This window comes from Corynebacterium urealyticum DSM 7109 (genome assembly GCF_000069945.1).
Lineage (GTDB): Bacteria > Actinomycetota > Actinomycetes > Mycobacteriales > Mycobacteriaceae > Corynebacterium > Corynebacterium urealyticum.
Genome location: NC_010545.1, coordinates 544828 through 557587 on the forward strand (window position 1 = coordinate 544828; position 12760 = coordinate 557587).

At 66.4% G+C, this 12760-nt stretch carries 14 protein-coding genes; 6 read left to right on the forward strand and 8 right to left on the reverse strand.

Annotation, left to right across the window (positions count from 1 at the left end; translation table 11 throughout):
* Positions 1 to 72: 72 nt before the first annotated feature.
* From CU_RS02245 to CU_RS02255, 3 genes are all read right to left on the reverse strand, one after another.
* Complete coding sequence (locus tag CU_RS02245; protein WP_012359702.1) at positions 73 to 723, reverse strand: Maf family protein; 651 nt, start codon at positions 721 to 723, stop codon at positions 73 to 75.
* A 62-nt stretch (positions 724 to 785) separates the two neighbouring features.
* On the reverse strand, positions 786 to 1118 hold the full coding sequence (locus CU_RS02250; RefSeq protein WP_012359703.1) for a hypothetical protein: 333 nt from the start codon (positions 1116 to 1118) through the stop codon (positions 786 to 788).
* Positions 1119 to 1166: 48 nt separating this feature from the next.
* A complete protein-coding gene (locus CU_RS02255; RefSeq protein WP_012359704.1) occupies positions 1167 to 2663 on the reverse strand; it encodes an acyl-CoA carboxylase subunit beta in 1497 nt (498 codons plus the stop codon).
* Between the two features lie 102 nt (positions 2664 to 2765).
* On the opposite strand from CU_RS02255, the gene CU_RS02260 reads away from it, so the two are divergent.
* The 6 genes from CU_RS02260 to bsaP all read left to right on the forward strand — a co-directional run bounded on the left by CU_RS02260 (position 2766) and on the right by bsaP (position 7580).
* Positions 2766 to 3647: a biotin--[acetyl-CoA-carboxylase] ligase gene (locus CU_RS02260; protein WP_231837724.1), complete on the forward strand. Its 882-nt coding sequence runs from the start codon at positions 2766 to 2768 to the stop codon at positions 3645 to 3647.
* The gene (locus tag CU_RS02265) at positions 3647 to 4189 is read left to right on the forward strand and encodes a hypothetical protein (RefSeq protein WP_012359706.1); all 543 of its coding nucleotides are present in this window, start codon (positions 3647 to 3649) and stop codon (positions 4187 to 4189) included. Before CU_RS02260 ends, CU_RS02265 begins: the two co-directional genes overlap by 1 nt.
* On the forward strand, positions 4186 to 5520 hold the full coding sequence (locus CU_RS02270; RefSeq protein ID WP_012359707.1) for a 5-(carboxyamino)imidazole ribonucleotide synthase: 1335 nt from the start codon (positions 4186 to 4188) through the stop codon (positions 5518 to 5520). Before CU_RS02265 ends, CU_RS02270 begins: the two co-directional genes overlap by 4 nt.
* A gap of 30 nt (positions 5521 to 5550) precedes the next feature.
* Positions 5551 to 6078 carry a 5-(carboxyamino)imidazole ribonucleotide mutase gene (purE, locus tag CU_RS02275; protein WP_012359708.1) on the forward strand — a complete coding sequence of 176 codons (528 nt, stop codon included), beginning with the start codon at positions 5551 to 5553 and terminating at the stop codon, positions 6076 to 6078.
* Positions 6079 to 6185: 107 nt separating this feature from the next.
* Positions 6186 to 7202 carry a biotin synthase BioB gene (bioB, locus tag CU_RS02280; protein ID WP_012359709.1) on the forward strand — a complete coding sequence of 339 codons (1017 nt, stop codon included), beginning with the start codon at positions 6186 to 6188 and terminating at the stop codon, positions 7200 to 7202.
* A 15-nt stretch (positions 7203 to 7217) separates the two neighbouring features.
* Positions 7218 to 7580, forward strand: coding sequence for a biotin synthase auxiliary protein BsaP (gene bsaP, locus CU_RS11085; protein ID WP_012359710.1), 363 nt, complete (start codon positions 7218 to 7220; stop codon positions 7578 to 7580).
* 122 nt (positions 7581 to 7702) lie between these two features.
* On the opposite strand, the gene CU_RS02285 is transcribed toward bsaP, so the two are convergent.
* The 5 genes from CU_RS02285 to CU_RS02305 all read right to left on the reverse strand — a co-directional run bounded on the left by CU_RS02285 (position 7703) and on the right by CU_RS02305 (position 12720).
* Positions 7703 to 7993, reverse strand: a complete 291-nt coding sequence (locus CU_RS02285; protein WP_012359711.1) for a hypothetical protein — start codon at positions 7991 to 7993, stop codon at positions 7703 to 7705.
* 13 nt (positions 7994 to 8006) lie between these two features.
* Positions 8007 to 8837 (reverse strand): carbohydrate ABC transporter permease, encoded by an 831-nt coding sequence (locus tag CU_RS02290; RefSeq protein ID WP_012359712.1) that lies wholly within the window; start codon positions 8835 to 8837, stop codon positions 8007 to 8009.
* Positions 8834 to 9895: a carbohydrate ABC transporter permease gene (locus CU_RS02295; RefSeq protein WP_231837773.1), complete on the reverse strand. Its 1062-nt coding sequence runs from the start codon at positions 9893 to 9895 to the stop codon at positions 8834 to 8836. Before CU_RS02295 ends, CU_RS02290 begins: the two co-directional genes overlap by 4 nt.
* 308 nt (positions 9896 to 10203) lie before the next feature.
* A complete protein-coding gene (locus tag CU_RS02300; RefSeq protein ID WP_012359714.1) occupies positions 10204 to 11457 on the reverse strand; it encodes an ABC transporter substrate-binding protein in 1254 nt (417 codons plus the stop codon).
* A gap of 186 nt (positions 11458 to 11643) precedes the next feature.
* Positions 11644 to 12720, reverse strand: coding sequence for an ABC transporter ATP-binding protein (locus CU_RS02305; RefSeq protein ID WP_012359715.1), 1077 nt, complete (start codon positions 12718 to 12720; stop codon positions 11644 to 11646).
* Between the last annotated feature and the right edge of the window lie 40 nt (positions 12721 to 12760).

Here is a 12760-nt window from a genome sequence, read left to right on the forward strand (position 1 = left end):
GCCGGAGCACCCAGCGAAGCTGATACCGGCGGCGCGCCGGGGCAGTGAGCGTATCAGCTGCCCTGGCTGTGGCTAGCGGTTCCAGAAGTCCGAGACGCTGAACCCGAAGTGCTCCAGCGCCCGGCGCACCAGCGGCAGGGAAAGCCCAATGACGCTGGAGGGATCCCCCTCGATGCGGTCGATGAACCAGCCACCGAGAGCCTCCAGCGTGAAAGCACCCGCGCAGCCCCAGGGCTCACCGGAGGCGGCGTAGGCCTCGATGTCTTTATCGCTGGCATCTGCGAAGAACACGCTGGTGGCCGAGGATCCCTCGAACCATTGCCCGCCGTGGTAGATCGCGTGCCCGGTGATCAGCTCCGCCCGCTTGCCCCGTTGCTGCTGCCAGCGGCGCACGGTTTCCTCCGCGGTGTGGGGCTTGCCCTGCAGTTCCCCGTCGAGCAGCAGCATGCTGTCCCCACCAATCAGGACGTCGCCCTCGCCGAGCTGGAGCCCGTCTTCCAGGACGGCATTCGCCTTGGCCTTGGCCAAGTGGCAGACCTTCTCGGCGGGGGTGGGGGTGCGCCCCTGGCTCGCGGCCTCGTCGATCAAACGCTGAATCGCGGCGTCCTCGTCCACACCGGAGACCTGGACTACTGGCTCCACCCCGGCGCTGCGCAGGATGGACAGCCGGGAGGGGGAGGAGGACGCCAGCACGATGCGTGGGCTGGCCTGTGAATCAGGCATGTCTCGCTCCTTGAAGGGGATGGGAGTAGTCAGCGGCGAGCAGCCGCCATCAGACGTGGTCGCTAGGCCTGCGGCAAATTCGGGCTTCGGAAGCCTGCCGGGTTTGGCTCCGGTGCGTTGGGAAAAGGCTCGGCGGCGGAGCCGTACCAGCCGCGGGTGTCCGGCTTCGCGCGACGGCGCTCCTCGGCCTTTTCGGTGAGCTCACCCACCAACTTCTCTAGGGCCTGGCGCTGTTCTGGCGTGGGATTGCCCTTCACCACCTCGACGGCTGCCTGTCGCCCCGCCTGAGGTGCTTCCTGCTCAGCCGACGCCGCGCCGGTGCGGTGCGTCAACCGTGCGCTGGTGATCTCTGTGGGCTGTGTACTGCGGCGGGCGCGGGAAAACTTTCTGCTCATGGGTGCTCCAAACGGGGGCTCGGCGGGGCTGGGGGGCGCAGCGGGGCGCTAGAACGTGACGATGCTGTGCTTGCGCGGGTAGCCGTCCTCAACCTTGCGCTCCAGCAGGCCGAGGCCTTCGACCAGCTTCTGGCGGGTCTCGCTCGGCGGCAGCACCGCATCCACCAGCCCGCTCGCGGCGGCCTCGTAGGGATCCTGGGCGGTCGCCTCGTCCGCGCCGATCTCGGCGGCGAAGGTATCCGCGTCCGCCACCGCGACCTCCGCGGTCGGCCACGCGAAGACCAGGTCCGTGCCCATCCGCTTCGCAGCCAGGGCCAGGTAGGCGGAGCCGGTGGCCTTGCGGGTGATCACCGTGATCTTGCCGACCGATGCTGCAGCCGTGGTGTGGAAAAGCTTCGCGGTGCGGCGGATGACCGGCGCGTCCGCCTCCTCCGGCAGGAAGCCCGGGGCGTCGACGAAGGAGACCAGGGGGACGTTAAAGGCGTCGCAGAGCTGGATGAAGTAGCTGACCTTTTCCGCGGAGTCGATGTCGATGCCGCCGGCCTTCACGGTCGGCTGGTTGGCGATCACGCCGATTGCTCGTCCCTCGAGGCGGGCGAAGCCGGTGATGATGTTCGGTGCGAAGCCCAGGCCGAGCTCCAGCAGGCTGTCCTCGTCCAGGACTGCGGCCAGCACATCGCGCACGTCGTAGGTTTCGGACGCGGAGTCCGGGATCAGGTGGTTGATCTCGTGGACCAGGGCAGCGTCATCGGCGCCCTCCTCGGCGCGGCGGTTCGCCAGCTCAGTGTTCACCGGCTCCGTGGCCGGGGCGATTGCCCGGTTATTGGAGGGCAGGTAGCTCAGCACGTCGGCCACCGTGTCCTGTGCAGCGGACTCGTCGGGAACCACGATGTGGGCGGTGCCAGTCTCCTGTGCCTCGACCACCCCGCCCGCGTTGGCGTCCATGGACAGGGAGCCCTGCCCGTCGACGGAGATGACGACGTCGGACATCGCGATCCCGTGCACCTGAACGCCACGGCACTCGCCGGCGACGACCGCGATCTGCGGGATCACGCCGGAGGCCTGGGACTGCAGGCGAAGGATGCGGGAGTACATGTCCAGGGCGATGATGCCTTCCTTGAGGCGGGCACCGGCGCCGTCGTAGAAACCGATCACTGGGGTGCCGGACTTCAGTGCCAGCTCCAGCACCTTGATGATCTTCGCGCCGGTCGTCTCGCCGATCTTGCCCTCGAACAGGGTCGCGTCCTGCGAGAAGACACAGACCGGGCGACCGTCGATGGTGCCGTGGCCGGTGACGACGCCATCGGTCAGCGGGCGCTCTTTCTCCAGATCGAAGGCCTTGGAGCGGTGGCGGGCCAGGGCGTCGATCTCCACGAAGCTGCCATCATCCAGCAGTGCTTCCACCCGTTCGCGGGCAGTGAGGCGACCGGCGCCGTGCACCTCCCGCACCGCGTCCTCACCGGCGGGTTGGCGGGATTTCGCCAGGCGATCCTGGAGATCCGCGATCTTGCCGGCCGTGGTGGACGTGTCATTCTGAGGATTCATGGCACACAGTGTAGATCATGCGGCGGCGGAGTCCTCGTGCCACACGGGCTGGGCGGCTGTGGTCGGCGGGGTGTGTCCGCGCCGTGTTCTAACATCAAGGGCATGCAAACTTCTCGTGTTCTTCTCGACTCCGCCACCTTGCGCGAGGTGCTGCCGGCCCTCGGCTGTGGGGCCGTGGAGGTACTCGATCAGACGACGAGCACCAATAGCGTGCTTGCTGAGCAGGTCCGGGCGGCGTTAGCAGCGGGCGAGGAGGTGCCGGAGTTCTCCGTACTCTTCGCCGAGGAGCAGACGCAGGGTCGGGGGCGGCTGGATCGGGCGTGGGGTGCGCCGCGCAGCAGCCAGCTGATCGTCTCTGTGGCAGCCCGACTGCCGGGGGTGGATGTGGCGAACCGGCTGGGCCTTTTGCCGCTGCTGACCGGTGTCGCAGCGGTGGACGCAGTGCGCGCGGTCAGCGCGGCAGCCGGTGCGGAGGTGCCTGCGGAGCTGAAGTGGCCCAATGACCTGATGGTGGACGGCCGCAAGCTCGGTGGAATCCTCGTGGAGGCCGTACAGCTTGAACCCGAACCGATCGTGGTGATCGGCCTGGGACTGAACGTGGATCTTCAGCGCTCGGAGCTGCCGGTGCCGCACGCGACCTCCTTGGTTCTGGAGGGCATGCCGGGGGGCCAGGGGGCCACCGAGCATGGCCCCGGGGTGCGCACCCGCCTGGCCATCGCGCTGATCGACGAGCTGTTCAGCGGGCTGCGCCGCTTCATCCAGCTGGGCGGGGCGCCGCAAAGCGTGCTGCCGCGCTACCGGCAGGTCGTGTCCACCCTGGGCACGAAGGTGGTCGTCCACCTTCCGGACGGCACGACCACCCACGGGGTCGCCCGCGACGTGGAGGGCACCGGTGCGCTGATTGTGGACGTCGACGGTGGCGGCGAGTTGGTCGTCGCCGCCGGGGACGTCACCCACCTCCGGCCCGCGGAAGGGGAACGCTGATGGCTTTCGGGAAAATCACCTTCGAACCAGGCGAGCGGATCCTTGCGGAGCTGTGCCCCAACCGCCGCTCCCTGGTCTTCCCCGTGTTCGAGCTCCTGCTGATCACCGGGGTCACCTGGGCGCTGATCGGGCTGATCGACCACTTCCTCGACGCGGAGGCTCTCCGGCTGCTCGGCTATAGCCTGCGAGTGCCCAGCCAGCTGGCACAGCAGGTTGGCGAACCGCTGTACGTCGCAGCCCAGTGGGGTCGGCGCGCGCTGGTGGTGCTGTGGCTCTTCCTGGCCTGGCGGCGCTGCGGGAGCCAGATGGTCTTCCGCGCCCGCAGTCGGATGATGCTCACCAACGAACGCCTCATCACCGCGACCGGGCACTGGCGCAGCCAGACCGCGCAGGTGCCGCTGGAATACATCGTCGATGCCCGCGCGAAAGGTTCCACCGTCTCCGTGTTCGTGATGGGTACCCGCAATCCGATCGTGCTGCGGGACGTGCCTTATGCCAAACGCTTCGTCCGCCTGATCCGCAGCTACACGCGGGCACTATGATTGGCCGTGTGAAAGATTCAGCTCATTCTTCTGCACCATCCGCTTCCGACTCCAACGCTGAGGCCAGCATGACCCGCGCCGCCGACTGGTCCATCGCCCGAGCGGCTGCCCACGCGCCGGGCGCCCCGCTGGTGACCATCATCGGCGACGGTCAGCTGGCCCGCATGATGCAGCAGGAGGCCGTGGAACTGGGCCTGTCTGCTCGCGTGCTCGCAGGCTCCGCCGCCGCCTCCGCCGCGCAGGTCACCGCGGACGTCGTGCTGGGGGACTACACCAATAAGGCACACGTCCTGGAGGTCTCCACGGACGCCGACGCCGTGACCTTCGACCACGAGCACGTGCCGAATGAGTTCCTCGACGAGCTCATCGCCGCCGGCATCAACGTCCAGCCGCAGCCGAAGGCCCTGATCAATGCGCAGGACAAGCTGATACAGCGTCAGCGACTCTCCGAGCTGGGGGCCCCGGTGCCGGCCTTCACCGCCATCGAGAACACCGAGGACGCCGCCTCGTTCTGGGCCACCACCGGCGGCAAGGTCTGCCTCAAGGCCCGCCGCGGTGGCTACGACGGCAAGGGCGTGTGGTTCCCGGATTCCGAGGCCGAGCTCAATGAGCTGGTCGCCGAGCTGCTGGACCAGGACGTTCCGCTGATGGCTGAGGAAAAGGTGGTGCTGGTCCGCGAGCTCTCCGCGCTGGTTGCCCGCACCCCGTCAGGGGAGGCGAAGGCCTGGCCGATCACCGAATCCGTCCAGGAGCGCGGCATCTGCGTGGAGGCCGTCGCCCCAGCACCGGGCCACGACGGTGAGGTGCTGAACCAGGCCCGCGAACTGTCCCGCACCATCGCCACCGAGCTGGACGTCACCGGCGTGCTCGCCGTCGAGCTCTTTGAGTTCCGAGACGCCGAGGGCGAGCTGGCGATCAGCGTCAACGAGCTGGCCATGCGTCCGCACAACACCGGGCACTGGACCCAGAACGGGTCCGTGACCAGCCAGTTCGAGCAGCACCTGCGTGCGGTGCTGGATCGCCCGCTGGGCAGCACGGATCTCACCGCGCCCGCCACGGTCATGGCCAATGTGCTGGGGCACGACGATGCTGACCCGGCCATGCCGATGCACGAGCGGATGGACCAGGTCTGGCGCCGCTTCCCGGCGGCGAAGATCCACATGTACGGCAAGGACTGGCGCCCGCGCCGCAAGATCGGGCACGTCAATCTCTCCCTGCCCGCCGACCAGCCCGCGACCGACGAGGCGGTGGCACAGCTGCGCCGCGAGGCCCGCCTGGCCGCGGACTTCCTCGTCGCCGCCGAGTGGTCCGACGGCTGGACCGAAGCTTAAAAACCGATCAGCCCCAGGAGGTACACAAACATGACTAGCAACAAGAACTCTGCCCCCACCGGCCCGCAGGTCGGCCTGATCATGGGCTCTGATTCCGACTGGCCGACCGTCGAGCCTGCCGCCGAGGTGCTGGCCGAGTTCGGCATCCCCATGGAGATCGGCGTGGTGTCCGCGCACCGCACCCCGGAGCGCATGCTGGACTACGCCCGCGAGGCGCACAAGAACGGCGTGAAGGTCATCATCGCTTGCGCCGGGGGTGCTGCGCACCTGCCGGGCATGGTCTCTGCCGCCACGCCGCTGCCGGTCATCGGCATCCCGCGGGCGCTGAAGAACCTCGACGGCCTGGACTCCCTGCTCTCCATCGTGCAGATGCCAGCGGGCGTTCCGACCGCCACCGTCTCCATTGACGGCGCGAAGAATGCGGGCCTGCTGGCCGTCCGTATGCTCGCGGTGGCTGACCCGGAGCTCATGGAGCGGATGGTGAAGTACCAGGAGGATATGCGCGATAGCGTCATGGACAAGGACGCCGCCCTCAAGCGCAAGCTCCTCGGCGAGTAGCGCGGCTGCGTCCCCGCGGGCGTGCTGCCTCTCCGGGGAGCCACCCCGATAAGGCAGGTTGCTGGCTCCTGGAGACCCGCTGGGGCCACGTTGTATGGTTTTCTCCTATGAACGACATTTCCTCCCAGACCCCAGGCATTCTGGCCACCGCCCGCGAACAAGTTCTGCAACGTGGGGAAGGCCTCAGCCAGGAACAAGTTCTGGAGGTCCTCAACCTCCCCGATGAGCAGATCGAAGAGCTTCTCGCCCTCGCCCATGAGGTGCGCGTGAAATGGTGCGGCGAGGAGGTTGAGATCGAGGGGATTGTCAGCCTCAAAACGGGAGGATGCCCGGAGGACTGCCACTTCTGCTCGCAGTCGGGCCTGTTCGAAACACCTGTCCGCAGCGTGTGGCTGGATATCCCGCTGCTGGTCGAGCAGGCCAAGCAGACGGCGAAAACCGGAGCTACGGAGTTCTGCATCGTCGCCGCAGTCAAAGGGCCAGACGAGAACTTGATGCGGCAGCTCGAGGTCGCCGTCGAGGCCATCCGCGCAGAGGTAGATATCAACGTCGCTGCCTCCGTGGGCATCCTCACCCAGGAACAAGTGGATCGCCTCACCGCTATCGGCGTGCATCGCTATAACCACAACCTGGAAACCTCCCGCAGCAACTTCCCCAATGTGGTCACTACCCACAGTTGGGAAGAGCGCTACGAGACCCTCAAGATGGTCAAGGAATCCGGGATGGAAGTGTGCTGCGGCGGAATTCTCGGAATGGGGGAGACCCGGGAACAGCGCGCGGAGTTCGCTGCGGAACTGGCATCCCTCGAACCCCACGAGGTCCCGATGAACTTCCTCGACCCGCGCCCTGGCACTCCGTTCGCGGATTATCCCGTCATGGCAGGCTCGGAGGCGCTCAAGACGATCGGTGCCTTCCGCCTCGCCCTGCCACGCACGACCCTGCGCTTCGCCGGTGGCCGGGAACTGACTCTCGAGGACTTCGGCACCGAAGCTGGTCTGCTCGGCGGAATCAACGGCATGATCGTCGGCAACTACTTGACCACCCTTGGCCGTGATCAGGAGGCTGACGTGGATATGCTCAACCGGCTCAGCTTGCCCATCAAAGCACTGAACCGCAGTGTCTAGATCAGGGGCAGGTGCATGACGCGCAAGAACACCTCGGCCGCACCCTGGGCGGTGCCGCCACCGTGGGAGGGGCCACCCCGAACGCAGGTGGTGACCCCACCAGAGGTCGGTGCGGAGCTCTCTGCTGCCACCTTGGCGCTACTCGACCCAACAGTGGCGGAATTCGATCCTTTTACCGGTGCGGGCATCGCCGCAGATACGAGCGCGGAGCAAAGGGCTGAAAGTTATTCTCCGTCGCAGCGCAAGGGGCTGGATGCGCCGCGCTACTGCCCCTGCTGTGGACGGCGGATGAAGGTGCAGGTGCTGCCGACGGGGTGGCTGGCAGAATGCAGCCGCCACGGGATTGTGGATTCGACGATGCTGTATCCCCACACCTAACGGGCACACCTGCGCACCGTGCAGCGCCACCTGCCACAAAGCAAGAAAGCGCCCCTCGGGGCGCTTTCTTTATGCTTGGCCATGGCCGGCAGGAGAGCGTGCTGCCCGGCGTGGGCTCGGCGCTAGTACTCCCGGTAGCGGCGGTAGCTACGCCATACGAGCCAGCTCAGCAGCAGCAGGACCGCGAAGAATACACCAGGCCAGGGGGAGGGCTCGGGCTGGAAAACATTCCACACCGCCTGCACCCCGGCCAGCAGAGTGAAGAAGCCCACGAAGCCCAGGGCGGACTCCCAGACCAGCTTCTTGCGCTGGCCGTCCGGGTCCACCTCGCCGACGGGTTGAGACGGTGTACCAGCCCCGCCGGCAGGCCGGTCCTCGAACGCGTCCCGCGCCGCATCCTCAGGTTTCGACATCCTCAACCAACCCCTACTTCACGCCACCGGCGGTGAGCCCGGAGACGATGCGTCGCTGGAAGACCAGCACCATCACGACCAGCGGCACCGTCACCAGCGCGCCGGCAGCCATCGTCGCCGCATACGGGAACTCGTAGGCCGAGGCACCAGAGAAGCGGGCGATCGCCACGGTCACTGGCTCCACCGCGGGGGTGGACAGCTGCTTGGCGAGCATGAACTCGTTCCAGGTCGCGATGAACGCCAGGATGGCCGTCGTAAACAGAGCGGGCGTGGCCAGCGGAAGAATGACCTTCCGGAAAGCCAGACCACGGGAGGCGCCATCCACCCGGGCAGCCTCCTCCAACTTCCACGGCAGCTCGCGGAAGAAGCTGGTCAGCGTGTACACCGTCAGCGGCAGCACGAAGGAGATATTCGGGATGATCATCGCCTGGTAGGTGCCGATCCACTCGATCTTCGAGAAGAGCTGGAACAGCGGGGTGACCAGCGCGATCCCTGGGAACATCGAGGCCGCCAGGATGATGCCCGTGACCAGCCCCTTGCCGCGGAAGTCCACGCGCGCCAGGGCGTAGGCGGTGAATACTCCCACCGTGAGCGCAATCGCGGTGGTCGCAGCACCGATGAGCAGCGAGTTGCCGATGGCCCGGAGGAAGTTATTGCCCGCGTCGGTGGCGAGAGCGTCCCGGAAGTTCTCCAGCGTCAGGTGGCTGGGCAGCGGGTTGGTGGAGAAGGTGTAGCGCTTGTCGCGTAGGGCGGTGACCACCATCCAGTAGAACGGCGCGAGCCCCCACGCCAGGATCACGATGACGGCGAGGTAGTTGCGCAGAGTCTGGGTTGCCTTCTTCATCGCTGTCCTCCCGTCGCTGCGGTGTCTGCGGTCTGCGTGCTCTTCGCTCCCGCTGCGTTGTTCTGGTCGGTGACGTCGCCGCGACCGATCTCAGCCTTCTGCTCGTCCTTCTTCTTATCGACGACGCTCCCGCCGCGCAGCCTGCTCAGCAGGGACTTCTTTGGCTTGCTGCCCGCCTCCTGGGTACCGCCGATATCGGCGCCCAGGAACCGCACCATCACGTAGGCCACCCCGAAGATCAGCAGGAAGATGAGGGTGGACAGGGCGGAGGCGGAGTTGTAATTGCCCTGCTTGGTGTCTGTGATCACCAGCTGGCTGATCACGGCGGTGGGGGAGTTGGAGGACTCGGAGATCATGATGACCGGCAGATCGTACATGCGCAGCGCATCCAGGGTGCGGAACAGGACTGCGACCATCAGTGCGGGACGAACCAGCGGCAGGGTGATCTGCGTGAACTGCTGCCACTTGGAGGCACCATCCACGCGGGCAGCCTCGTAGACCCCCTTCGGGATCATCTGCAGGCCCGCGAGGATCAACAGCGCCATGAAGGGGGCGGTCTTCCACACGTCTGCGATGATCACTGCGAAGCGAGCGGCCCAGGGGTCGGTGGTCCAGTGGATCTGGGTGCCGAGCAGGGAGTTGATGATGCCCTGGTCCGCGAAGATGAACTGCCAGAGCTTCGCGGTCACCGCAGTGGGGATCGCCCAGGGCACCAGCACGGCGGCGCGCAGCAGGCCACGGCCGAGGAAGCTGCGGTTCATCACCAGCGCCATCCACAGACCCAGCACAGTCTCCAGGCTGACGGTGACCACCACGAAGAAGAGGGTGATGCCCAAGGCAGGGTAGAAGTCCGTTGGCAGCATGCCGGAGGTGCACTCCACCACGGTGCCGTTCGGACTCATGCAGCGCTGGGCGATCCACGTGAGGTAGTGGTCGAAGCCCGCGAAGCCGCCCTCCACGAACATGCCGGTGTCCGGGTTAAGGTGCCGGTTGGCCTGGAAGGAAAGATAGATCGCTCGCAGGATCGGGTAGCCGATGACGAGAGCCAGCAGCAGCATGGCCGGGCCGACGAGCCAGATCGCGCGCAGGTCGCGGCGCGGCGTGCTCCTGCTCGTGTCCGTCGCCTTCCTGCCGTGCGACGTGGCACCCGGTCCAGGCTGCTGGTTGGCCGGTGCCGCCGATGTCGGCGAGGTGCTCACAGGCTTTCTCCTTTTGCCGTTGACGGGCCCGCCGGGGACACCAGCGGGCGGGTTGCATAAAAAGCATAGTCGCCAGTCCCGACAGGAATGGCGAGGCGGCCACCACATCATGGTGATGCGGTGGCCGCCTGAGTGTCGCGCATCGCGACGAGAGGGGTGAAGAGGCTTTAGCCCTGAGCAGACTCGATCGCCTTCTTCATGTCCTCGGTAGCCTTGTCGATTTCGCGCTTCTGGGTCAGCGCTGCGTAGGAGTTATCCTGCACCGCCTTGGACAGGGCGTCGTAGGTCGGGGACGCCGGGCGTGGCTTCGCGTTCTCCAGGGAGACCTTCAGGGCCTCCATGTACGGGAACTCCTCCTGGATGTCCTCCTCGTCGTAGATGCTTGCCAGCACCGGCGGGAAGGAAGCCTTGGCGAAGGAGCGCTGGTTCTCCTCGTTGATGATGAACTCGATGAACTCCTTGGCCGTGGCCTTGTGCTTGGAGTTGATGTTGATGCCGTTGTTGTAGCCACCCAGGGTGGACACGCCGACGCCGTCCTTACCGACCAGCGGGGAGACCTCGGTCTTGCCCTTCACCGCGGAGCCCTCCTCCTCGGCGTTGGTGTACATGTACGGCCAGTTGATGGCCATCGCGGTCTGGCCCTGCGTGAAGGCGAGGTTGACCTCTTCCTCGGTGGCGCCGGTGGAGCCGGAGGAGATGGTCTTGTCCTGGTAGGCGTCCACCAGAGCCTGCAGGCCTTCCTGGGACTTCTCATCGGTGACGGTGACGTTGCCGTCCTCGTCCATGATGGCCCCGCCCCAGCCGCGCATGAAGCTATCGGTCATGACGGTCAGGCCCTCGTACTGCTTCAGGGTTGCGGTCAGGCAGTCCTGGTCCTTGACTTCCTTGCACTGCTCGACGAGCGCGTCCCAGTTCTCCGGGACGTCCTTGACGATGTCGGTGTTGCGGTACAGCAGCTGTGCGTTGGTGTTCTGCGGCAGCGCGTAGAGCTTGTCGTTGTAGGTCGCGGACTCCACGGTCGGCTTCAGCAGCTTGCTGGTGTCGACCTCGAGGTCGCCCTCCAGCGGTGCGAGCCAGCCGTTGGCTGCGAACTGGGCGGTCCAGACGACGTCCAGTGCCATGACGTCGATGTCGTCCTGACCTGCCTGCAGGGACTGCACCAGGGTGTCGCGCTGGGCGTCGGCCTCGCCGGCGAGCTCCTGCAGCTTGACCTGCTCGTCCGGGTGCTCCTTGTTCCATGCGTCGATGATCGGGCGGAGCTTATCGGTGTCGTTCTTGCCCATCGCGAAGGTGATGGGGCCACGGGCGTCGGCGCCCTCCTGTCCCTTGGCGGAGTCGTCGGAGCCGCCGTCGGAGCAGGCAGCCAGGGCCATTCCGGATGCCGCGAGGATGGCCAGCATCTTCTTGTACTGGTTTGCCATAGTGGAGCCTTTCTAGAAGGTATTCCCAGCTGACCCTCCCGGCGGAAGATACAGGGAAGCCACCCACCACTGCGCCGCGGGGCACGGTGGTGAGTGGCAGTCAGCGGGGAAGCTGAAAAGTCTGCACCCCAAGTTTAGGTAATCGGGGGGAAGATCCCACGATGAATATCTTTCTAGTGGTGAATTCTAGCCCCGGCCGTCACCCCCGACCCGCTTCTGGGTCTGGGCGTCGAAGAAGTGGATTCGGGCTCCTGCTGCGGGGGAAAGCACCACGGTCTCCCCGATGGCGGGCTGCGCGCCTGCCCCACCCCGGGCCACGAGGGTGCCGTAGTCCGTCTCCGCATAGATATAGGAGTCCGCGCCGAGTTCCTCGACGAGGCTGACCTCGCCGCGCACGCCGCGAGCCGAGCCCTCGGTATCGACGGTGAGGTGCTCTGGGCGCACGCCCACGATGAGCTCCTTGGAGCCACCATTGCCTGCGTAGCCCGCTGGCGGGGCCTCATCGAAGCCTGGCAGCGGCTCGGTCGTGGGCAACAGGTTCATCGCGGGCGAGCCGATGAAGCCCGCCACGAAGGCGTTATCCGGGTTCTCGTAGAGCTCCTTCGGGCTGTCCACCTGCTGCAACACGCCGTCCTTGAGGACGGCCACGCGGTCGCCCATCGTCATTGCCTCCACCTGGTCGTGGGTGACGTAGACGGTGGTCACCCCCAGGTTCTTCTGCAGCTTCACGATCTGCGCGCGGGTCTGTACGCGCAGCTTGGCATCCAGGTTGGATAGCGGCTCATCCATGAGGAAGACCTGTGGTTCGCGGACGATCGCCCGGCCCATGGCCACGCGCTGCCGCTGGCCACCGGAGAGGTCTTTGGGCTTGCGATCCAGGAACTCCTCCAGTCCCAGGATTTCCGCCGCGCGGTCCACTCGCTCGGCGATCTCGGACTTCGAGCGCTTGGCGACCTTGAGCGCAAAGCCCATGTTCTCTCGCACCGTCATGTGCGGGTAGAGGGCGTAGTCCTGGAAGACCATCGCGATGTCGCGAGCTGCCGGTTCAGTGCCGGTGACATCCTTGCCGCCGATGGCGATGTGCCCGCCGCTGGTCGCCTCCAGGCCAGCGAGCGCGCGCAGGGTCGTGGACTTTCCGCAGCCGGACGGGCCCACGAGCACCAGGAACTCGCCGTCGGCGATGTGCAGGTCGAGGTCCCGCACGCTGGGGCGTTCCGCGCCGGGGTACTGGATCGTTACGTCATCGAATTTCACGTCGGCCATGGGGAAGATGATACTTCAGGACGACGAGCCCCCGACCCAG

Excerpts from the sequence above, each read along its gene's own strand:
- purE (WP_012359708.1), top strand. The coding sequence starts at position 5,551 with ATGACTAGCAACAAGAACTCTGCCCCCACCGGCCCGCAGGTCGGCCTG.
- CU_RS02260 (WP_231837724.1), top strand. The coding sequence starts at position 2,766 with ATGCAAACTTCTCGTGTTCTTCTCGACTCCGCCACCTTGCGCGAGGTG.
- CU_RS02300 (WP_012359714.1), bottom strand. The coding sequence starts at position 11,457 with ATGGCAAACCAGTACAAGAAGATGCTGGCCATCCTCGCGGCATCCGGA.
- CU_RS02285 (WP_012359711.1), bottom strand. The coding sequence starts at position 7,993 with ATGTCGAAACCTGAGGATGCGGCGCGGGACGCGTTCGAGGACCGGCCT.
- bioB (WP_012359709.1), top strand. The coding sequence starts at position 6,186 with ATGAACGACATTTCCTCCCAGACCCCAGGCATTCTGGCCACCGCCCGC.
- bsaP (WP_012359710.1), top strand. The coding sequence starts at position 7,218 with ATGACGCGCAAGAACACCTCGGCCGCACCCTGGGCGGTGCCGCCACCG.
- CU_RS02290 (WP_012359712.1), bottom strand. The coding sequence starts at position 8,837 with ATGAAGAAGGCAACCCAGACTCTGCGCAACTACCTCGCCGTCATCGTG.
- CU_RS02305 (WP_012359715.1), bottom strand. The coding sequence starts at position 12,720 with ATGGCCGACGTGAAATTCGATGACGTAACGATCCAGTACCCCGGCGCG.
- CU_RS02255 (WP_012359704.1), bottom strand. The coding sequence starts at position 2,663 with ATGAATCCTCAGAATGACACGTCCACCACGGCCGGCAAGATCGCGGAT.
- CU_RS02245 (WP_012359702.1), bottom strand. The coding sequence starts at position 723 with ATGCCTGATTCACAGGCCAGCCCACGCATCGTGCTGGCGTCCTCCTCC.
- CU_RS02270 (WP_012359707.1), top strand. The coding sequence starts at position 4,186 with ATGATTGGCCGTGTGAAAGATTCAGCTCATTCTTCTGCACCATCCGCT.
- CU_RS02265 (WP_012359706.1), top strand. The coding sequence starts at position 3,647 with ATGGCTTTCGGGAAAATCACCTTCGAACCAGGCGAGCGGATCCTTGCG.
- CU_RS02250 (WP_012359703.1), bottom strand. The coding sequence starts at position 1,118 with ATGAGCAGAAAGTTTTCCCGCGCCCGCCGCAGTACACAGCCCACAGAG.
- CU_RS02295 (WP_231837773.1), bottom strand. The coding sequence starts at position 9,895 with ATGCTGCTGCTGGCTCTCGTCATCGGCTACCCGATCCTGCGAGCGATC.